Origin of the sequence: Mycobacterium sp. E2989 (assembly GCF_001667595.1) — a bacterium.
Lineage (GTDB): Bacteria > Actinomycetota > Actinomycetes > Mycobacteriales > Mycobacteriaceae > Mycobacterium.
Genome location: NZ_LZJX01000063.1, coordinates 37,294 through 56,571, shown reverse-complemented (window position 1 = coordinate 56,571; position 19,278 = coordinate 37,294). Strand labels below are relative to the sequence as shown.

General features: G+C 68.6%; 19 protein-coding genes. 8 read left to right on the top strand and 11 right to left on the bottom strand.

Annotated features, from left to right (window positions below; all coding sequences use genetic code 11):
• Nucleotides 1-25: 25 nt before the first annotated feature.
• Nucleotides 26-1,612 carry an AMP-binding protein gene (locus A5680_RS12365; protein ID WP_067819653.1) on the bottom strand — a complete coding sequence of 529 codons (1,587 nt, stop codon included), beginning with the start codon at nucleotides 1,610-1,612 and terminating at the stop codon, nucleotides 26-28.
• An 11-nt stretch (nucleotides 1,613-1,623) separates the two neighbouring features.
• Nucleotides 1,624-2,751: an aromatic ring-hydroxylating dioxygenase subunit alpha gene (locus A5680_RS12360; protein WP_055402513.1), complete on the bottom strand. Its 1,128-nt coding sequence runs from the start codon at nucleotides 2,749-2,751 to the stop codon at nucleotides 1,624-1,626.
• A 103-nt stretch (nucleotides 2,752-2,854) separates the two neighbouring features.
• Here A5680_RS12360 and A5680_RS12355 point away from each other — a divergent pair, with 103 nt between their 5' ends.
• Nucleotides 2,855-4,141, top strand: coding sequence for a cytochrome P450 (locus tag A5680_RS12355; protein WP_369827652.1), 1,287 nt, complete (start codon nucleotides 2,855-2,857; stop codon nucleotides 4,139-4,141).
• Nucleotides 4,142-4,145: 4 nt separating this feature from the next.
• Here the strand turns inward: A5680_RS12355 and A5680_RS12350 are convergent, their stop codons facing one another.
• Both A5680_RS12350 and A5680_RS12345 read right to left on the bottom strand, forming a co-directional pair.
• A complete protein-coding gene (locus tag A5680_RS12350; RefSeq protein WP_055402510.1) occupies nucleotides 4,146-4,337 on the bottom strand; it encodes a ferredoxin in 192 nt (63 codons plus the stop codon).
• Between the two features lie 17 nt (nucleotides 4,338-4,354).
• Entirely contained in the window at nucleotides 4,355-6,739 is a 2,385-nt protein-coding gene (locus A5680_RS12345; protein ID WP_067819649.1) for a CoA transferase, read from the bottom strand.
• Between the two features lie 98 nt (nucleotides 6,740-6,837).
• Between A5680_RS12345 and A5680_RS12340 the strand changes: the two genes are divergently transcribed.
• Together A5680_RS12340 and A5680_RS12335 are read left to right on the top strand one after the other, a co-directional pair.
• Complete coding sequence (locus A5680_RS12340; RefSeq protein ID WP_067819646.1) at nucleotides 6,838-7,659, top strand: FadR/GntR family transcriptional regulator; 822 nt, start codon at nucleotides 6,838-6,840, stop codon at nucleotides 7,657-7,659.
• Between the two features lie 10 nt (nucleotides 7,660-7,669).
• Nucleotides 7,670-8,389, top strand: a complete 720-nt coding sequence (locus tag A5680_RS12335; protein WP_067819644.1) for an SDR family oxidoreductase — start codon at nucleotides 7,670-7,672, stop codon at nucleotides 8,387-8,389.
• On the opposite strand, the gene A5680_RS12330 is transcribed toward A5680_RS12335, so the two are convergent.
• Nucleotides 8,352-9,221 (bottom strand): LLM class flavin-dependent oxidoreductase, encoded by an 870-nt coding sequence (locus A5680_RS12330; protein ID WP_067819641.1) that lies wholly within the window; start codon nucleotides 9,219-9,221, stop codon nucleotides 8,352-8,354. The two genes, A5680_RS12335 and A5680_RS12330, sit on opposite strands and share 38 nt — an antisense overlap.
• A 76-nt stretch (nucleotides 9,222-9,297) precedes the next feature.
• Between A5680_RS12330 and A5680_RS12325 the strand changes: the two genes are divergently transcribed.
• From A5680_RS12325 to A5680_RS12305, 5 genes are read left to right on the top strand one after another with little or no spacing between them, the layout of a single operon-like run.
• Complete coding sequence (locus A5680_RS12325; RefSeq protein WP_067819638.1) at nucleotides 9,298-10,362, top strand: acyl-CoA dehydrogenase family protein; 1,065 nt, start codon at nucleotides 9,298-9,300, stop codon at nucleotides 10,360-10,362.
• Nucleotides 10,359-11,465: an acyl-CoA dehydrogenase family protein gene (locus A5680_RS12320; protein WP_055402498.1), complete on the top strand. Its 1,107-nt coding sequence runs from the start codon at nucleotides 10,359-10,361 to the stop codon at nucleotides 11,463-11,465. The genes A5680_RS12325 and A5680_RS12320 overlap by 4 nt, the downstream gene beginning before the upstream one ends.
• Before the next feature lie 6 nt (nucleotides 11,466-11,471).
• Nucleotides 11,472-12,620: an acyl-CoA dehydrogenase family protein gene (locus A5680_RS12315; RefSeq protein ID WP_055402496.1), complete on the top strand. Its 1,149-nt coding sequence runs from the start codon at nucleotides 11,472-11,474 to the stop codon at nucleotides 12,618-12,620.
• Entirely contained in the window at nucleotides 12,617-13,552 is a 936-nt protein-coding gene (locus A5680_RS12310; protein WP_067819636.1) for an acyl-CoA dehydrogenase family protein, read from the top strand. Before A5680_RS12315 ends, A5680_RS12310 begins: the two co-directional genes overlap by 4 nt.
• Nucleotides 13,549-15,051, top strand: a complete 1,503-nt coding sequence (locus A5680_RS12305) for a class I adenylate-forming enzyme family protein (protein ID WP_067819633.1) — start codon at nucleotides 13,549-13,551, stop codon at nucleotides 15,049-15,051. The genes A5680_RS12310 and A5680_RS12305 overlap by 4 nt, the downstream gene beginning before the upstream one ends.
• 10 nt (nucleotides 15,052-15,061) lie before the next feature.
• Here A5680_RS12305 and A5680_RS12300 read toward each other — a convergent pair whose 3' ends face one another.
• Genes A5680_RS12300 through A5680_RS12275 form a run of 6 tightly spaced genes read right to left on the bottom strand, consistent with a single transcriptional unit; the run spans nucleotide 15,062 to nucleotide 19,262 of the window.
• Entirely contained in the window at nucleotides 15,062-15,466 is a 405-nt protein-coding gene (locus tag A5680_RS12300; RefSeq protein WP_231977618.1) for a hypothetical protein, read from the bottom strand.
• 11 nt (nucleotides 15,467-15,477) lie between these two features.
• Complete coding sequence (locus A5680_RS12295; protein ID WP_231977617.1) at nucleotides 15,478-16,020, bottom strand: carboxymuconolactone decarboxylase family protein; 543 nt, start codon at nucleotides 16,018-16,020, stop codon at nucleotides 15,478-15,480.
• Between the two features lie 2 nt (nucleotides 16,021-16,022).
• Entirely contained in the window at nucleotides 16,023-16,862 is an 840-nt protein-coding gene (locus A5680_RS12290; RefSeq protein ID WP_067819625.1) for a TauD/TfdA family dioxygenase, read from the bottom strand.
• A gap of 28 nt (nucleotides 16,863-16,890) precedes the next feature.
• The gene (locus A5680_RS12285; protein ID WP_067819623.1) at nucleotides 16,891-17,226 is read right to left on the bottom strand and encodes a hypothetical protein; all 336 of its coding nucleotides are present in this window, start codon (nucleotides 17,224-17,226) and stop codon (nucleotides 16,891-16,893) included.
• A gap of 4 nt (nucleotides 17,227-17,230) precedes the next feature.
• A complete protein-coding gene (locus tag A5680_RS12280) occupies nucleotides 17,231-18,499 on the bottom strand; it encodes an aromatic ring-hydroxylating dioxygenase subunit alpha (RefSeq protein WP_055402485.1) in 1,269 nt (422 codons plus the stop codon).
• A 19-nt stretch (nucleotides 18,500-18,518) separates the two neighbouring features.
• A complete protein-coding gene (locus A5680_RS12275) occupies nucleotides 18,519-19,262 on the bottom strand; it encodes an SDR family NAD(P)-dependent oxidoreductase (protein WP_055402524.1) in 744 nt (247 codons plus the stop codon).
• Nucleotides 19,263-19,278: the final 16 nt, after the last annotated feature.

The following is a 19,278-nucleotide window of genomic DNA, read 5'->3' as shown; positions in this document are numbered from 1 at the left end:
GACGATTACGTAACATTAACGTAACTTACCGGCTAACGATATAGCCCTGAGCTTCACGATCCCACGCCTTTGCAGTCACCCCCCGCTCGCGCAACAAGTCCTTGCGTATCCGCCCGATGACATTCTTCGGGAGCTCGTCGACGGTCTCGACGAATCGCGGCACGCAAAAATAGGGCATCCGGGCCGCGCAGAAGTCGAGCAGCTCGGTGTAATCGACTGCCGCCCCGGGCCGCAACGTCACGACCACCAGGATGTCGTCTTCGCCCAAGTCGCTGGGCACCCCGACCGCGGCGGCTTCGGCCACGGCGGGATGACTCATCACGACGGTTTCCACCTCCACCGAGGAGACGTTCTCGCCACGGCGGCGCAGCGAGTCTTTTCTGCGGTCGACGTACGTCAGGTTGCCTTCCGCGTCGATCCGGCCCAGATCGCCGGTGCGAAACCATTCTTGGTGGGGAATCACCCGCAGGCCTTGGCCGACGTAGCCCTCGCTCATGACGTGGGGATGGCGCGGTCGGCACGCGATCTCCCCGAGTGCGCCGGCGGGCACCGGATCGCCGCCGTCGTCGAGGACGCGCACGTCGAAGTTCGGATTCGGCCGCCCCGATGTTCCGGGCGCCCCGTCGTCGGCGAGGGCCTTGACGGCGATCGGGAAGGCCTCGGTCATCCCGTACATCGTGACGACGCGGCAGCCGTAACGCGTTTCGATGTCGCGATAGGCCTCAGCGGTGATCGGTGCCGCGGAGATGAACCGCAACGGCAGCTGCCCGTCGCGCGGATCCGGGGGTAGGTTCCGCAGCATGGCCACCATCGCGCCGGCGCCGGCGAAGCCGACCGCGCCGCGGGCGCGGACGTCGTCCCACACCTCGCCGGGGTGAAACGCCCGCGCCAGCGCCGTCGTCGCGCCCAGCAGCATCGGCGCCAGCACGCTGGGCGCCGCGCTCAGGTGGAACAGCGGCATCGCCGTCCACAGCACCTCCCCGGCGCGCAATTCCCAGGCCGACGCGACCGTCGCGGCCACCGTGAACAGGTAATGCCACGTCGTGGCAACCGCTTTCGACGGCCCGGTGGTGCCCGACGTGTAGAAGAGACAGCCCACCTCCCCCAGCGCCGCGGTGAGGTCGGCGACCGGCCGGCCGGCGTCACTGTTCAGTGCCGCCTCGAGCGAATCGCCTTGCAGCACAACGGTGGGCACCTGATCCAGCGCGCCGACGACCTCGTCGACCCGGGGCCGGCGCTCGGCATCGGTGAGGATCACCTTGGCCTGGGCCAGCCGCAGGGTGTGCGCCAGAAAGTCGCCTTTGTTCGCGGCGTTGACCGCCGCGCTGACCGCGCCGATGCGCGCCGCACCCAACCAGAAGTAGACCCATTCCGGGCACGTGCCGGTGAACAAGGCCACGCCGTCGCCGCGTCCAACACCCAAGTCGGTCAGCATGTTCGCCGCGGCGCAGGACCGCTGCCGCATCTGCTCGAACGTCACGTCGACACCGCCGATCGACATCATCACCCGGTCGGGATGCTGCTCGGCGCGCCGATCGAGCACGGCGGGGACGGTGAAGCTCTCGACGCCGAAATCGGAGGGCCCTGACGGCGCGCTCCGGTCGGCATGCATCGGCTCGCCGATCAGGCTTTTGCGGCCGCCGGGTCGGGCTCACCGGCCGCGGTGTAGCCGAAGTCGGACGGCGCGGGCTGCGGGCCCGGATAGAAGCGGTGGGCCCAGCGACGAAGGGCCGCATAGTCATGCGCCTCTTCGGGAGCCAGGTTCGGCTTCTCCAAGTACTTCATGTTCTCCCAGGTGAAGAAGTCCTGTTTGATGACCTCTTGCTGCAGCGCCAGGAATTTGGCGGCGCGACCGGTCGGCACGTCGCCCGTGTCGCCGGGCTCGCGGACGGAGGCCTGCGTGTAGAAGTAATCAGTGTAATCCTCGTCCACCGGCGTCTGCCCGGTCACCTGGACCGTGGCCACCAGCTCGCTGGGGAACCGGACGACCCCCAGCCCCAGCGAGTAGTTGTCGTAAATGATCTTGGCGTCGACTGGCCCGTTGGGGGTCAGCCAGGTTGACGCGCGCCCGCCGCCGAAATGGGCGTTGACGGTGGCGTGCAAGTGGTAGCCGGACACCTCGAACGACGCGGTGGTGGCCGGGTTGGCGGCCTTGTGCACGTATTGCACGTGGTAGGGGTCGGCGGCGTTTTCGATGATCATCTGCGGGTGCACCTTCACCCGGTTGAGCATCTGGGTGTGCGGGTGCAGCGGGTAATACTCGTCGGTCTCCAGCTCGGGCAGCACGGGGGGCTGCCAATACGGCGCCCGGCCGTGGCGCTCGTGCCAGGCCAGCACGAAGCCGTACCACTCCACGGTCGGGTAAGTGCGGATACGGACGTTGTTCTTGCAACCGATCTTGCTGTAGGGAATCAGAGCATTCGTGCCGTCGCCCCGCCAGCGCCAGCCGTGCCACGGGCAGACGATGTTGTCGCCTTCCACCGTGCCGCCGACACCGAGGTTGGCGCCGAGGTGCTGGCAATAGGCGTCCATCACGTGCACCCGGCCGGACTCGGTGCGGAAGATGACGAGCTCCTCACCGAAGTAATGCGCCCGCTTGACGTCACCCGCGGCCAGGTCGGAGCCGAAGGCGACGATGAACCAGCCCGTCGGGAACCGATAGGTCGACAGCGCGATGCCGGACTGTCCGAACTCACGTTCCGACGGATCTCCGGCCGGATCCGACGCCGGATCCGAAATTGTATGCGTCACGAGCTCTCCATATCCCGCCCTGACCGAGGCGAGCCGAGCGCAACTGGGCCGCCCATCACTCACCGCGGTTCGACGACAAGGTCTATTTTTACTATTTTAAGCATTGAACGTCAACGCGGGACCAAACGCGTCCGGCAGAGCGGGGTTACAGATGACGGCTGCGGCAGTGGATCTTTCCGATTTCGGCTTGTGGCGCAACGGGTTTCCCGACGAGTTGTTCACGGAGTTACGGCGCAGCCGGCCCCTGTTCCGACACGAACTGACCCCCGGCGTCGCCCAGACCGTCCACCGCGATTTCTGGGTGGCGACCAAACACCGGCACGCCGTCCGCCTGCACCGCGACACCGACTCGTTCACCGCGGCCGACGGGCCGCTCATTCAGCCGGTTGCCATGTTCTCGTCGTCGCCGACGATCATCACGCTGGACCCCCCGGACCTGAACAAACGTCGCAAACTCATTTCCAACGCGTTCAATCCGCGGGCGATCGCCAAGCTGGAGGCCGGCATCCGGGCCCGGGCGGCGCGGATGATCGACGACCTACTCGCCGCGGGCGGTGGCGATTGGATCTCCGACGTCGCCGACGCGTTGCCGATGACGGTGATCGGCGACATCATCGGCATCCCGGAGGAGGACCGACCGCGGGTCTTCGACCTCTTCGACCGCATCCTGAAGGCGCTCGCCCCGGAAGCGAGCCCGAGCGGGCACGTGGAAGTGGAGCTCTTCGCGTCCGTCTTCGACTACGCGATGGAGCTGACCGCCGAGAAGCGACGCAATCCCACCGATGACATCTGGAGCACCCTCGCGTCGGCGGTGATCACCGGCGACGACGGCGTGGAATTCCGGTTGCCCCCCAACGAACTCGAATTCTTCTTCTTCGTGTTGGCCTTCGCCGGCAGCGACACCACCAAGAACGCCCTGGCGATCGGACTGCAGGCCTTCCTGGCCAACCCGGAGCAGGTCGAGCGCTATCGCTCCGACGAAGGCCTGCGGCCGACCGCGGTCGAGGAGGTGTTGCGCTGGGCGTCCCCGGTGGCCTACTGGACGCGCACCGCCAAGGTCGACGTCGAGATGGACGGCCAGCGCATCGCCAAGGGCGAGCGAATGGTCTCGACGCTGCGGTCGGCGAACCGTGACGAGGACGTTTTCTCGTCGCCGTTCACGTTCGACATCGGCCGGCAACCCAACCCGCACGTGGCTTTCGGCGGCGGCGGGCCGCACCACTGCCTCGGCGCGATGCTGGCGCGCGCCGAACTCCGCGCGGTGTTCGACGAGCTGTTGTTGCGCTGCGACGACATCGAGATCGGGCCGGCAACGGTCGCTCACCCGAACCTGATGACCAACATGTCCATCTTCGACGCAATGTCGATCTCGCTGGCCGAGCGGCGCTAGGGGCTCACTGGGTGAGCCGCAGCGCGGCCTTGGGGCACTGGTCCACCGCGGCGCGCACGTCGATCTCCAGTCGCGGCGGCACGGGGCCCTCCGCGATCTGCACGACGTCCTCGTCCCCCAGTTCGAAAACCTCCGGCGCCAGCGATTCGCAGAAGCCATTGGCCTCGCACAGGTTCTCGTCAACCGTCACGCGCATCAGATGCCCTCCACTCCTTACAGGCCCTTGGGTCGGGTCCCGATCACCCCGCTGGTTGCGAGGCGCGTCAGTTCTTCGTCGGTCAGCCCGCACCGTTCGCGCAGTATCTCCTCATTGTGCTCGCCCAACCGCGGCGGCGGACACCGCAGCCACTCGTCCTGACCGGCCAGCCGGGCGAACGGTGGGCAGGGATAGAGGCCCGCGCCCGTGCTCGGGTGGTGCAAGGTCTCCAAAAACCCCCGATGGCGCAGCTGCGGATTGTCGGTGACCAGCGACGGCGACACCACCGGCGCGGCGGGAACACCGGCGGCGGCCAGCCGCTCCACCGTCGGCTGAAGGGGTTGGCCGGCAAACCAATCCGCGAGCCGGCGATCGACGTCGTCCGCCCGCTGCCGCCGCCCGGCGACGGTGGCCAGCCCCTCGTCGCACCACGCGGGTCGGCCCATCAACTCGACCAGGGCACGCCACTGCGCGTCCTCGCGCACGGTGACGGCGATCCAGTCGTCGTCGCCGGCACACCGGTAGATGTTCTGGATCGCCTCGCCGTGACCGCGATTGCCCCGGCGGGTCATCGTCGTCCCGAAGACCTCGGCTTCGATCGCCTGAATCGCGGTGGCGTTCAGCACCGTCTCGAGCATCGGCAGCTCGACCAGCTGGCCCGAACCGGTGCGTTCGGCGAAGGTCAGCGCGGCCAGCACGGCGAACGCGGCGTGCACCCCGGCCAACGGATCGCAGGCACCGCGCGGGGTCACCGGCGGGGCATCGGGCAACCCGGTCACCCAGGCCAGGCCGGCGATCTGTTCCATGGTCGGGGCGAACCCGACCCGGTCCCGCCACGGCCCGTCCAGTCCGAACGCGGGCATCCGGGCAACGACGAGCTTGGGGTTCACGTTTAGCAGCGCCTCGGCGGTCAGGCCGAACTGGTCCATCACCCGCGGTGAGAAGTTCTCGATCACCACGTCCGCGCCGGCGGCCAGCTCGGTGAACAGGCGACGGCCGTCGTCGCAACCCAAATCCAATGTGACGGAACGCTTGTTGGTGTTCATCGCGTGGAACACCCAGCCGTATTCCCACCAATCGTCGACATCGGTGCGCATGCCGCCGGAGTATCGGATGCCGTCGGGCCGCTGGATCGACTCCACCTTGACAACGTCGGCACCGAAGGCGGCCAGCAGGTGGGTGGCCGCGGGACCGGCCCAGAACGCGGTCAGGTCGACGATGCGCACACCCGCCAGGGGCAGCCCACGCACGTCCGGGCTCACCTCGGATCCCCTTGGCCGCCAGGGGTTCTCGTCGTTATCCGCACCCAGGGCCGGGGCGGCCCGCGCCGGGGCGGCCGCGCACGCCGACATCAGCCACGGCGGCCGGGGCTGGTGGAAGCCGGCGGGATTGGCGATGAACACCCCCCGTTGCGTCACGTACTCCAGCTGGCGGATCGTGGAGCCGTTGCCCAGCGCCGCGATGGGCAGCCGGAACAATTGGCCAAGCTCGACGACCTCCTCGACCGTCCGTTCGGCCAGCCATGGCCCGATCTGTTCGCGGATCAGATCGCGGTAGGCCCACCGGCCGATCTGGAAGCGCAGCTGCTCGATCTCCTCGAGCTGGGGGCACTCGACCATCGCGACGAAGTCCAGCCATTGCTGACCGGTGACCATGGTGATCCCGACGTAGCCGTCTTTCGCGGGCTCGATCGATGGCACCTCGAGCGTGCGACGGATCGGCGGAACGCGCAGCAGCTGGGAGTGCAGCCATTCGCTGCTCTGCATCGCGGTCAACGCCTCGAGCATGGACAGATCGAGGTGCTCGCCGGGGCCGCCGCGCTCCACCCGGCGGCGCAGGGCCAGTACGCCGAAAGCCGCGTACACGCCGCCCATGTACTCCCCCAGGTCGCCGCCGATGGAGATGGGCGGTCCGGCGGGATCGCCACGGAAGCCCGGCGAGCCCGCCCACGCTTGCAGGGTGAATTCGCTGGCGGCCCGCTCGGCATAGGGGCCCGTCCAGCCGAAGTCGGAGATCGTGACGACGATCGCGTGCGGCGAGGCGGCCAGCAGCCGCTGCGGGTCGACGCCCAGCGCCGCGGCCCGCGCCCGGCCCGCGGTGACCACGACAACGTCCGCGCCGGCCAGTTCGTCCGAGAACCGCTGCGTGCCGGGCGGGTAAGTCATGCTGCGCTTGCCGGCGTTGAGGTAGGCGAAGAACGGCGAGCTCTGCCCGTCCGGCACCGTCGATTGCGTCGCGGAGTACCGGCGGAGCCAATCTCCTTGCGCCGGTTCGATTTTGCGCACCTGCGCGCCGGCGTCGGCCAGTAGCTTGCCGCAGTAGCTGCCGGCTATCCGGTCACTGATCTCAATGACACGCAGGTCATGCAGCGGTGCCGGGTGGCTGTCGGACCGCTCGCTCACTTACACCGCCCTCCCGACCGGCACGCGATCGAAGAAGCTATTTATACCATTACTGCTAAAATAGCTAAGCCAGCGAGTTGAGTTGTTTCGAGGATCGGATGACCGCCTTGGGAATTGGCCCCGACGCCCGTCGCCGATTGTCGGCGCCGCGGATCGCAGAAATCGTAGCCGACGAGCTGCGCCGCCAGATCATCAACGGCGAGCTCGCCGACGGCGACCTGTTGCCGCGCCAAGAGGTGCTCGTCGAACAGTTCAACGTGAGCCTGGTTTCTTTGCGCGAAGCGCTGCGAATCCTGGAAACCGAGGGGCTGGTTTCGGTCCGGCGGGGTAACCGCGGGGGCGCCGTCGTGCACGCCCCGGCGAAGACCAGCGCCGCGTACATGCTCGGGCTGCTGCTGCAAAGCGAGTCCGTCGCGGTGGCCGACCTCGGCATGGCGTTGCAGGAACTCGAGCCCGCGTGCGCCGCGCTGGCCGCGCGCCGCCCCGACCGGGCCGACACCTTGGTCCCCGAGCTCAACCGGGTCAACGAGTCCATGGCCGACAACATCGAGGACGGCGGCCTGTTCACCGAAATCGGCCGCGAATTCCACGATCTCGTGGTTCGCGGCTGCGGCAACCACACCATCATCGCGGTGGTCGGCAGCCTGGAAACGCTGTGGACCAGCCATGAACAACAGTGGGCGGACGAGAGCGCGGCACGCGGCACCTACCCGTCGCTGGCTCAACGCCGCGCGGTGCTCAGCACGCACGTCAAGCTGACCGAGACCATCGCCGAGGGCGACGTCGACCGGGCGCGCCGCATCGCGGGTCGTCATCTCGCCGACACGCAGACCTATGTGCTCTCCGACCGGCACGATCAACGAATTCACGCGCTGTCGCCGCAGGCGCTGTCGCGGACGCGGGACTTCCGCCAACCCTAAAGAGGCAGCCTTGAGAACCGCATTGGTCACCGGCGGCAGCGGCGGGATCGGCAAGGGGTGCGCTCGCAAGCTGGTGGAGCTGGGCTACGACGTGGTGCTGGCGGCGCGCCGCGAGGCCCCGCTGCGGGCGGCCGCCGCGGAGATCGGCGCGCGCCACATCGTGGCCGATGCATCGGACCCGGACGGATTTGCCGCTGCCACAAGCGCATTGGAGCGGATCGACCTCCTCGTGCACGCCGCCGGAACGCTGGGCGGGACGTACGTCCGCAAGCAGACGTTCGAGCAGTGGCGGACCATCCTCTCGGCCAACCTGGATTCCTGCTTCGTGGTGACCGCCGCCGCGCTGCCGCGGATGCGGGCGGGCTCGCGGTTCGTGTTCGTGTCGTCGTCGGCGGCGCACGAGCCGATGATGGCCCGGACCGCCTACTCGGCGTCGAAGGCCGGCATGAACGCGTTCGCCCGCGCCCTGGCGGCCGAAGTCGACCGCGACGGCATCGCCGTGCACATCGTCACCCCGGGCCCGGTGGAAACCGAAATGCTGCAGGACGTTCCCTTCGAGATGCACGCGATCCAGGTGTCCGACGTCGCCGAGGCCGTCGCGTGGCTGGACACCGTCGACCCGTCGGTCGACCTGCCGGAGATCCGGCTCAGCGCGGTGCCGCGCGGGCCGTTCGCCCGGCCGCCGGTCGTGCCTACGGAAGCCCGGCGCCGGCGGCAGCAAACGCCTTGATCACCGTTTCGCCGAACTCGTGCAGGGAATCGGGAACGGCGAAGTCGGCGAACCACACATAGAACCGCTCCACCCGCTGGGCGGCCAGCCCGGTGAAGTGGGCGATCAGCTCGTCGGCGTCGCCGCACACCAGCCCGGACCCCAGGTTGCCGAACCGGCGCGTGCTCACTTCGCGCACCTGGTCCGGATCACCGCCCGCCCGCACGAACCCCACCATCTGCTGAACCGAGACCCGGGCCGTCCCCGCGGCGGGGACCAGCGTGGACAGCTTGTCGAGGTGGTTGGCCGGTAGGTTCCACCAATCCGCGTATGTGCGAACGAGTTTCATCATCCGGGGCCCGGTGCCGCCGAGGACGAGCGGGATGGGATGAGACCTGCGGGGGGCCTGCGGGGGGCCTGCCTGCGGATCGTCACCCCAGTAGCGCCGCAGCAGCGCCAGGTGCCGCTCCAGCTGCTCGACCCTGGCCACCGCATCCCGCCGGCCGACGTCGAATCGGGCGAACTCCGCGGGCCAGGACCCCGCGCCGAGGCCCAGATCGAATCTGCCCCCAGACGCGTCGGACAGGGTGACGGCTTGTTTGGCCAACACGGCGGGGTGCCGAAACGCGTCGCACAGCACCAGGTGGCCGATCCGCAGCCGTTCGGTCTTGGCCGCCACCCAGCTGGCGACGCCCATTGCCTCCCAGATGCTTTCGTCGGGCAGACCCGGCGCCTCGAGGTGGTCGATGAACGCCATGCCGTCGAAGCCGCTGGCCTCGGCGTGACGTGCCCGCTCCGCGATGTCGGCCACCGACAGCCGCACCTGCGGCAGGAACAAATACCACTCGACCATGCGCCCACCTATGCGTGTTCCCGTGCGATTGCGAACCGGGCCGCTAGTTTACTATTTTTATTATGTTAGGGGTCTTATGGATGTCGGACTGAGTTCGGAGCAGCTGTCGCTGCGCGACACCGTGCGCGACATCCTCCGCGCGGAGTGCCCGCCCGACTCCGCTCGCCAGGCGATGACGGATCCGGAGCGGTGGCGCACGCTGTGGAAGACGGTGGTGGACCTCGGCTGGACGGAACTGGCGGCGCCCGGGGCCGGCGACTACGGACCGGTCGAGCTCGCGGTGGTGCTAGAGGAATGCGGCGCCGCGATCGCACCGATTCCGCTGCTGAGCAGCGTCGGCCTGGCCGCAGGCGCGTTGCGGGGCGCCGGTCTCGACGCGGTTCTCGACGACATCGCGGGCGGTGTCGTCGCCACCCTGGCCGTGCACTCCCGGGGATCTCGGCTGCCCGGCGCGCCGATGACGCTGCGCGGCGGCCGCCTGCGTGGGCGAGCGGTCGCGGTCCCCAACCTGTCCCGTTCGGAACTGCTGGTGACCCTGGCGCACTCCGATGACGGCACCGTGGTGGCGGTCGCCCGCTGCGGCGCGGGGGTGACCGTGGTCGCGGGGGAATCGACCGACCCCGCCCAGCCGCTGGCGGACGTCGAGGTCGAAGCCGAGCCGCTGGCCACCGCGCCCGTCGGCATCGAAAAGGCGTTGACGGCGCCCATGGTCGCCGCGGCCGCCGACCTGGTCGGCACGGCGAGCGCCGCCCTGCATCGCGCCGTCGAGCACGCGAAGACGCGCCGCCAGTTCGGCACACCGATCGGCGCGTTCCAGGGAATCAAGCATGCGCTCGCCGACAACTACGTCGGAGTGGAGCGCGCCCGCAGCCTCACCTACGCCGCCGCCGCCCGCCTCGGCGACCCGGCCACACCCCCGGCCGATGCCTGGACCGCCGCGGCGCTGGCCAAGGCGGCGGCCGGTGATGCGGCCGGCAATTGCGCGCGAACCGCGGTCCAGGTGCACGGCGCGCTCGGGCAGACCTGGGAGCACGACGCCCACCTCTACGTCCGGCACGCCTGGCAGGCCGCCGCCATGCTGGGCGACAGCCGCGCGCTCTATCTCGAGGTGGGCCGCCGTTTCGCGGGAGGCGCGGCATGACCGCGCCGGTTTCGATAGTCGACGAATTCGGCGCGTGGCTGACGGACTTCCTGCCGAGGGACTATTACGACAACTATCGCGACTACCGCTGGGACCTGAAGCTGCGGCGCGATTACCAGCGGGCGGCCTTCGAGGCCGGCTGGCTACAACCGACCTGGAGCCGCGAACACGGTGGCCGGTCGCTGGGCCTGCGCGACGCCATGGAGGTGCGGCTCGAGGCGGCGATGCGGTCCGCGCCCAAGCTGCCCAACATCGCCGGCCCCAACGTCGCCGCGCCCGGCATCCGCCAGTTCGGCACGCCGGCCCAGGTCGACCGCCTCCTGGTTCCGCTGCTGCGCGGTGACGAGTGGTGGGCGCTGGGCATGTCCGAGCCGGAAGCCGGTTCGGATTTCGCCGGCCTGCGCACGCGCGCCGAACGCCACGGGGACAGCTTCTGCGTCAACGGTCACAAGATCTGGACCACCCAAGCCCACGAATCGCGATGGTGCACGCTGTACGCCCGGACCGACCCGGCGGCGCCGAAACACCGTGGCATTTCGTGCCTCATCCTCGACCTGCACTCCCCGGGGGTGCGCATCGAGCCCATCCGGATGGCCTCGATCTCCGACGAGACTTTCTGCGAGGTCTTCCTCGATGACGTCGAGGTGCCCGCGGAAAACCTGCTCGGCCCCCTGCACGGCGGGTGGAACGTCGCCTTGTCGTCGCTGCACCACGAACGCCAGATGATCTGGATCATGAACTGGGTCGAGATCAAGCGCGGGCTGGATGCGGTGCGCGGGGCGCAGCCGACCGCCGACATCTGCACGGAACTCGGCTCCCTGCTCGCGGACGCCGAAGCGCTGCGGGCCACCGGCTACCGCGCCCTGGGCAACGAGCTGGCCGGACGACCGAGCCCGGAGGCCGACACCATGAAGTTGCTGGGATCGGTTACCTTGCAGCGTGTTTGGGAGCTCGCCGCCGTCGCCGAGGGGACGCAGTCGCTCAGCGATCCGGATCTGCTCTTCGAACGCCAGGACGCGCTGGCCGCGACCATCTACGGCGGCACATCGGAGGTCCAGCGCAACATCATCGCCGAGCGGCTGCTCGGGCTGCCGAAGGGATGACGACGAATGGATTACGACCTCGGCGACGACGCCGCGCAGCTGCGAAAGCACCTGCGCGAGCTGGTTTCCAACAACATCCCCGCCGACTTCCTCGGCGCCTGCACCGAGAACCCGCGCGACCTGGCCACCACCGAGACGTTCTGCAAACTGCTGGCGGCCGAGGGCCTGCTGGCGCTGGCCTGGCCGAAAGAGCATGGCGGCGGCGGCGGTTCGGTCTGGCAGCAGACGGTGCTGCGCGAGGAGATGTGGGCCCAGCACGAGCCCCGCGGCCCGCAGTACATGGGAATCAACTGGGTGGGTCCGGCACTGATGCGTTACGGAACGGCCGAACAGAAGGCCAAGCACCTGGCCGCCATCGCCGCCGGCGACGTGATCTGGTGCCAGGGCTTCTCCGAGCCGGAGGCCGGTACCGACCTGGCCTCGCTGCGCACGCGTGCCATCCCGGATGGGGACGGTTGGCGCATCACCGGCCAGAAGGTGTGGACGTCGTACGCTTTGATGGCGTCGTGGTGCGTGCTGGCGGCGTGCACCGATCCCGAGGCGCCAAAACCCAAGCGCCTCACGCTCTTTCTGATCCCGATGGACCGGCCCGGCTTCACCGTCCGGCCCATCGGGTCGATGCTGGGACCGCATCACCTCAACGAGATGTTCCTCGACGACGTGCAGGCGTTCCCCGGCGACGTTCTCGGCGAGGTCGGCGACGGCTGGCGCGTCATGCGCGAGGCGCTGGCCTTCGAGCGGGTCGGCATCGCCCGCTACGCGCGCTGCGAATCGCTGCTCGACCGGATGAGCACCGCGCTCGGCGACGACTGGGGCGCGCTGCCGGAATCGCTGCGCTCCCGGTGGGTGCGGGCGCTCGTCGATCTGCGGGTGGCCCGGCTGCTGGCGTATCGCGCGGTGTCGTTGCAGGACGACCCCGCGGCCGGCGCGGCGGCCAGCGCCGCCCGAATCGCCACCACGACCTGTGATCAGCAGGTGGCCGAACTACTTTTCGACGTCCTGGGCCCGGTCGCGTTGGACAGCGGCGCCGGTGCCGCACTGCACGGGGCGATCGAAGACCATTGGCGTTACGCACAGGCGGCCACCGTGGCATCGGGCACCATCGAGGTGCAGAAGATGCTGGTGGCCCGCGACGTGTTGGGAGAACACCGGTGAAAACCGATCTGCCACAAGACATCAGCGACTTTGCCGCCGTCGCGGCCAAGCGGCTCGCCCGGTTGGGCGGCCCGCCGGCGGCGTTGCGCGCCGAAACGGACGACGGTGTCCGGGACGCCGCCCGCGCGGCCCTGACCGAGGTCGGCGCGTTCGAGCTCGATGTCCGGTCGGCGCCCGACGACCTGCTCGCAGCGGCCGTGCTGTGCCGCGCGGCCGGCGCGACCGTGTTGCCCTATCCCCTCGTCGAGGAGTTGCTCTCGATCGACGGCGCGCGCCTCGCCCTGGTCAACCCCGAGGCGCCGCGCATCGACCACGGCGACCTGCCCGGCGACTGGGTCGCCGCCGACTTGGACGGCAACAGGTACCGCCCGCGGGCCGCGTCGCGCACCAACGCCAAACTGGGGCCGTTCCTGGCGCCCGCTTCCCTCGACGCACCCGATGGCACGATTCCGGCCGACGACGTTAACCTTCATCTCGTGCTGGGATCATGGCGGATTCTGGGATCGGTGCAGCAGGCGCTGCAGATCGTCACCGATCACGTGCGCTCCCGAATCCAGTTCGGCAAGCCGCTGGCGGACTTCCAGGCCGTCAGGTTCGCCGTCGCCGAGGCCGCCGTCGCCGTGCGTGGACTGCACGAGTTGGCGAAGTACACCATTTGCCGCCCGGAATCGCTGCCGACGCAGATTCGGTCGGCGGACGCACTCGTTCTGCGGCTCAAGGCATCCGACACCGCCCGGCAGGTGTTGCGCACCTCCCATCAATTGCTCGGCGCCCTGGGCTTCTGCGATGAGTCCGACGTGAGCGTGCTCGACCGGCACACCCAACCGCTGATCCGCTTGCCGCTGGGTGCCGAGGGGCTGGCGCTGCGGCTCATCCCGGGCGTCCCGGACGGCTCCCTGGAGACGCTGTTCAGCGGGCCGGTATCGGCGTGAGCACCACCGAACCGATCGCGGCCGAAGGCGCGGCGAATCCGCTAGCTGACGGAATCCCGTTCGGGGTCAAGCTTTCCGAGCTCGCCGCGCAGCGTCGGGACGAGCCGGGGGTGACCATCGTCGCCCTCGACGGCACCGCGGAGTCGCTGACGTTCGGCGAGCTCGACGCCCGTGCCAACCAGTGGGGGCGCGCGCTGGCCGCCAACGGCGCCGAGCTCGGTTCCCTTGTGGCGCTGGCAATTCCGAACTCGACGCACCTGGTCCTCGCCACGCTCGGCTGCTGGAAGATCGGCGCCGTTCCCGTTCCCATGCACTGGGACCTGCCCGAATGGGAGCGGGATCGGGTGCGCGAGGTGATCGATCCGGCCGTCGTCGTCGATGAGGCGAGTCGGTGGCGCCTCGAGGAGCAGGCCGCGGCCGAGTCCGACGCCCCGATGCCGGTGGCAGTGTCCCCCAACGTCAACGGCATCTGCAGCAGCGGTTCGACCGGCACACCGAAGGTGATCCTCAGCCTGGCGCCGTCGCTCTGGACGCCCCAGCACGGCGAGCCGTTCCTGTCGAACTGGACGCCGGTGGCGCAGCCGCAGACCATCATGGTGCCCGCGCCGATGTATCACACCAACGGCTTCGCCACCTTCTTCTTCCTGTTGACCGGCGATCATCTGGTGATACTGGAAAAGTTCGATGCCGCACTGGTTCTGGACGTGATCGAACGCTTCAAGATCACCAACTTCACGGCCACGCCCACGATGCTCGCGCGGATAGCGGCCCGACCGGATGTCCGGGAACGCGACCTGTCCAGCATCGTGTTCATCCTGCAGGGCGCCGCGGTGATGCCGCCGTCGCTCATGCATACCTGGTTCGAGTTGTTGAGCCCGCAGCAGATCGTGTCGGCATACGGCATGACGGAAAACCTCGGGCTGACCGCGCTGCGGGGTGACGAGTGGCTCGCTCATCCGGGCAGCGTCGGCCGCGGATTCCGGGACACCGAGATCCGGATTCTCGACGCCGGCATCGGACAGCTCGGCCCGGGCGAGCACGGCGAAATCTATCTGCGCGCACCGATGAGCGCGGGGTCCCGCTACGTCGGCGGCGCGGCGCCGCTGCCGACGACCGAGGACGGCTTCCGCTCCGCGGGCGACATCGGCTACCTCGACGAGGACGGCTACCTCTACATCGTCGACCGCCGGGTCGACATGATCATCACCGGCGGCGCGAATGTGTTTCCGGCGGAAGTGGAGTCGGCATTGGCGGGCCACCCCGAGATCGCCGACGTCGTCGTGATCGGCCTCGCCGATGCGCAGTGGGGACGACGGGTGCATGCGGTGGTGCAGCTCGCCGCCGGCGCGACGCTCACCGAGGACGACGTGATCGAGTACGCGAAGGGCCGGCTCGCCCACTACAAGGCCCCCAAGACCGTCGAGTTCGTCGATGCCATCCCCCGCACCGCGGCGACCAAGGTCAACCGCTCGGCGATGATCGAGGCGCGGGGCGGCTGAGGGCCGAAAGTCAGCCCACGGCCGTTATCCCGCCGTTGGATATGGTGAAGCCGCGCCCCGAGGTCACCGTGCACGTCACGCCGGCCGTCTCGGACCGGCAGCTAAACGGCCCGGCTCCAGCCGTCTGGCCGTAGCCGAGGCTCGGCGTGCCTTCCGGCGGATTGGCCAGACAACCCTCGCCGGCGCAGCGCGAAAGAACACCGGCGGCATCCATGGTCACCGACTGCGGCGGGGTGATGCTGAAGCAGAACGCCCCGTCGGGGATGCCGCGGCGCTGGTAGTCGATCTCGCAGCTGATGTTGCGCGACGGGGACAGGAAGGCCACGTAGTTGTCCGGATCCGCGGCGGCCGAGGGAACGAAGGCCACGGCACCGGCAAGGGCGGCCGCCGCGGCGGTCAGCGGTTTTGTCAACACAGCAGACAACCTTACGACTCGTCCGCAACGCCGAAGGTGTTCACGGCCATCGCCAGCAACAGGTATCCGCCGATGGTGAACACCAGATCCATGCGTTGCCGGTCGCTGAAGGCGCGGCCCAGCTCGTCCCAGGTGGACTGCGTCACGTTGCTGTCGGCCGTCAATTCGTCGACGGCGCGAATCACCGTCCGGTCCAACGGATCCAGGCCCGCCCCGGAGCGGATGCCGTCGATATCCCGCGAACTCAGGCCGGCTCGTTCGGCGATGGGCAGGTGGTGTGACCACAGGTAGTGACAGTCGGCAAGGTGGACCACCCGCAGCAGCGCAACCTCGCGAATCCGCGGCGACAGCGTCGAGCGCTTGAGCAGGTAGGCGTTGAACGGAAGGTAGGCGCGGGTCAGGTCGGGATGGCGCACCAGGGTCGACAACACGTTGCCCGCGCCGCCGGGATTCGCCCGCTCCGCGGGTATCAGTGACGCCAGCGACGTGCGGGTGCGCTCGTCCCATTCCTCGGCGGGCAAGGGCGTCAACCGGATTGGGCGCGGACCGGTCACGGCTATTGGATCGGTTCGTCGCCGAGCACGGTCGTGCGCAACATCTCGCGCTGGGAGCTCGGATCATAGGGAGCGGCCCGGTGCAGCACCCCGCGGTTGTCCCAGATGACGGTGTCGCCCACCGACCATGTGTGGCTGTACACCTTGTCCGCCCCGGTGGCCCGCTCGAGCAGTTCCTCGAGCAGCGCCCGGCCCTCATCGAGGTCCATGCCCACCACGTAGTCGGCCGACGCGCCCAGCACCAGCGACTTTCGGCCGCTGCGGTGGGTCCACACCAGCGGGTGTTCATGGGTGCGCCGGGATCGCCACGCGGCCACCTGCTCGGGTGTGGGGTTCCGATGGGCCCGCCGCTGCGAGGCCTCCAGGGAGTGCACCACGCGCAGGGAACCGAAGCGGCGCTTCTCCTCGTCGGTCAGTTCCTCGTAGGCGGCGTACGAGTTGGCGAATTCGGTTTCGCCGCCCCAATCGGCGATCTGCACCGCGGACAGCACGGTGGCCTTCTGCGGGTACTCGTCGTCGAGGGGCGTGCAGCCATCGATGTGCCAGTCGAACGTCGCCTTCAAGATGGCGGCCGACGAGTTCTTCGACGGATCCAGCGTGATCGGATAGATGCCGGCGACCGGGTGGTGGCCGTCGGCCGAGTGATCGACCTCCCCCAGCCGGCGACAGAACTCGACCTGGACCTCGGGGGTGAGCCCCAGACCGCGGAACACCAGAACGCCGTTGTGCTCCAACGCATCCAGGATGGCCCCGCCCTCGTCGGAAGCCAGGCGGGCCGGATCGAGGCCGGTCACCTCCGCGCCGACGGACGCCGTGAGCTTGGTGATGGTGAGCAGACTCATGGTCCGTCCTTTCTGGTTAAGAGCCGGGTCACGGCGCCGGCTCGACGGTCCGGATCATGACCGCGTCCGCGGCGCTGACGGGAACGGGCTGGTGCATGATCTCCACCGCCATCGCGACCATGATCAGCGAATAGATCATGCGCAGGAGGTTGAGCGCGTCGTCGGGCAGGCTGTCGAGGGGAAACTTGTCGCAATACTCGATCGCCTCTTCGAGCCGCGGGAAGAACGCGTCGTAGAACTCGTGCATCTCGGGCATCGTGCTGGTGACCCTGGCGTTCCAGCGCTCGGTTTCGGTTGCCAGACACCACCTTTGGGCATATTTCTCCAACTCGGCGAACGCGCTGGGCAGCATGGCACCGGACATCGGGCTACACCCCCGCCGGTTCGGCGGCGCGTTCGCGCCGGTAGGCATCCACCCAATCGACGACGACCTTGTGCAGATGGCGCACCAGGATCTCCTGGTCGCCCAGCGGAAACTCGTCGACGATGCCGTATTCCAGTGCCGCCTGCGTGCCTCCGAGCATCCCCGCGTCCTGCAGCGCGAATTCCTTGAGCACCACCGACGCCACCTCGTGTTCGATGCGTTCGCGCACACTGCGGGCGGGGTGGAAAAACGTGTAGGCCTCGAAGCGATGCGTGTTGTGCGAGGTGGGCCAGTACCGATAGAGCAGATACCAGCCGCCGTAGATCAATATCTCGATGTTGGGGAAGATCTGGAAATTGCTGATCCCCCACGGCTCGATGCCGCCCGGGTTGAGGCCGGGCGGCAGCTCACCGATATCCGGTGTGCGCCACGGTCCGACCAGCCCGCTCTTGGTGACCCGTTCGATCGGGTACATGTACTCCTCGGGCAGCAGCCACCGCCGCCGCCCGGCGGTTGACACCAGCCGGTGCGGCCCGTCGAGCTGGAAGTGCCCGCACGTGAATCCGGCGTTGGGGTCCCGCACGTCGGGCGGCACCTGCTGCGGATGCAGGGAGGGCACGTGGTAGTACTCCTGAAACGCGTCCGCGAAGATCTTCCAGTTGCTGTTGTTGTGCGCCACCCACTCGTAGCGTTCGGTCAACTTGTCGAAGCGGTAACCGTCGAGGCCGGTGACCATGGGCCCGAGGAACTCCCGCAACGTCTGCCGCGGCTCGGCGTCGAGGTTGATGAATATGAACCCGTTCCAGACGTCGCAGTGCACTCCCCGCAGCCCGTACTCGGACGGGTCGAGGTCGAAGAATTCGCCCTGCTGCTGCACGAATTTCAGGGCGCCCTCGAGGTCGTAGCGCCACCCGTGGTACTTGCAGGTGAACTGCCGGCAGGTTCCCCTCGTCTCCTGGGCGGGAAAGTCGTTCCATACCAACTTGTTTCCCCGGTGCCGGCAGACGTTGTGGAAGGCGCGGATGCGCTCGTCGCGGCCCTTCACCACGATCACCGACGTCCCGACGACGTCGATCTCCTTGGTCAGGTAACTGCCGACGCGGGGCACCTCCTCGACCCGGGCGACGTTCAGCCAAGCACGCTTGAAGATCGCCTCCCGTTCGAGTTCGTAGAACTCGGGCGAGGTGGAGTCGCCGAACGACACCGGACCGGTGCCCAATTCGGGATAGTGCTCGGTCCAGGACCCCTCCGCGGGCCTGCCTGACCGCGTCATCGCAACCTCCTGATCGACGTCACAACACCGCCCCACCGTTGACGCCCAAGACCTGGCCGGTGATGAACCTGGCCTCCTCCGAGCACAGAAACCCCACCGCCGCGGCGACGTCGGCCCCGGTGCCCAGGTGGCCCAGCGGGATGTTGGCGGCGATCTGCTCGTTGGAAGGCAGATAGCCGGCGGCTTGGCCCCGATGCTGCATCGGCGTCTCGATGCCCGAGGGCGGGATGGTGTTGACCGTGATCCCGTGCGACGCGTACTCGCGCGCCAGGGACTTGGTCAGCGTGATCACGCCGCCCTTGGACGCCGCGTAATGGGCGGCGAACGGTGAGCCGCGCTGAGCGCTCGACGACGAGATCATCACGATCCGGCCCCAATTGGCGTCGACCATGTCCGGCAACGCGACCTGGCAGCAATGAAAGGTGCCCGTCAGATTGACGTCGACGATCCGTGCCCAGGCCTCGGCGGTGATGTCGGCGAAGGGCGAAAAATCGAACAGGCCGGCGCTGGTCACCAACACCGTGACCGCACCCAATTCGGTACGAACCTTGGCGAACGCCTGCTCGAGCGCGGGCCGGTCGGTGACATCGGCGCCCACGCCGACCGCGGTCATGCCCCCCGCACGCAGGTCCTCGGTGACACGTTGCGCCGCTTGTTCATTGACGTCGAGCACGGCGACCCGATGCCCCCGCCGACCCAGCTCGTGGCAGGTGGCTTCGCCCATGCCCGAGCCGCCTCCGGTCACCACCGCCACCCGGCCCATCGCCGTTTCCCGACCG

Excerpts from the sequence above, each read along its gene's own strand:
- A5680_RS12365 (WP_067819653.1), bottom strand. The coding sequence starts at position 1,612 with ATGCATGCCGACCGGAGCGCGCCGTCAGGGCCCTCCGATTTCGGCGTC.
- A5680_RS12350 (WP_055402510.1), bottom strand. The coding sequence starts at position 4,337 with ATGCGCGTGACGGTTGACGAGAACCTGTGCGAGGCCAATGGCTTCTGC.
- A5680_RS12340 (WP_067819646.1), top strand. The coding sequence starts at position 6,838 with ATGACCGCCTTGGGAATTGGCCCCGACGCCCGTCGCCGATTGTCGGCG.
- A5680_RS12330 (WP_067819641.1), bottom strand. The coding sequence starts at position 9,221 with ATGGTCGAGTGGTATTTGTTCCTGCCGCAGGTGCGGCTGTCGGTGGCC.
- A5680_RS12325 (WP_067819638.1), top strand. The coding sequence starts at position 9,298 with ATGGATGTCGGACTGAGTTCGGAGCAGCTGTCGCTGCGCGACACCGTG.
- A5680_RS12320 (WP_055402498.1), top strand. The coding sequence starts at position 10,359 with ATGACCGCGCCGGTTTCGATAGTCGACGAATTCGGCGCGTGGCTGACG.
- A5680_RS12315 (WP_055402496.1), top strand. The coding sequence starts at position 11,472 with ATGGATTACGACCTCGGCGACGACGCCGCGCAGCTGCGAAAGCACCTG.
- A5680_RS12290 (WP_067819625.1), bottom strand. The coding sequence starts at position 16,862 with ATGAGTCTGCTCACCATCACCAAGCTCACGGCGTCCGTCGGCGCGGAG.
- A5680_RS12285 (WP_067819623.1), bottom strand. The coding sequence starts at position 17,226 with ATGTCCGGTGCCATGCTGCCCAGCGCGTTCGCCGAGTTGGAGAAATAT.
- A5680_RS12280 (WP_055402485.1), bottom strand. The coding sequence starts at position 18,499 with ATGACGCGGTCAGGCAGGCCCGCGGAGGGGTCCTGGACCGAGCACTAT.
- A5680_RS12275 (WP_055402524.1), bottom strand. The coding sequence starts at position 19,262 with ATGGGCCGGGTGGCGGTGGTGACCGGAGGCGGCTCGGGCATGGGCGAA.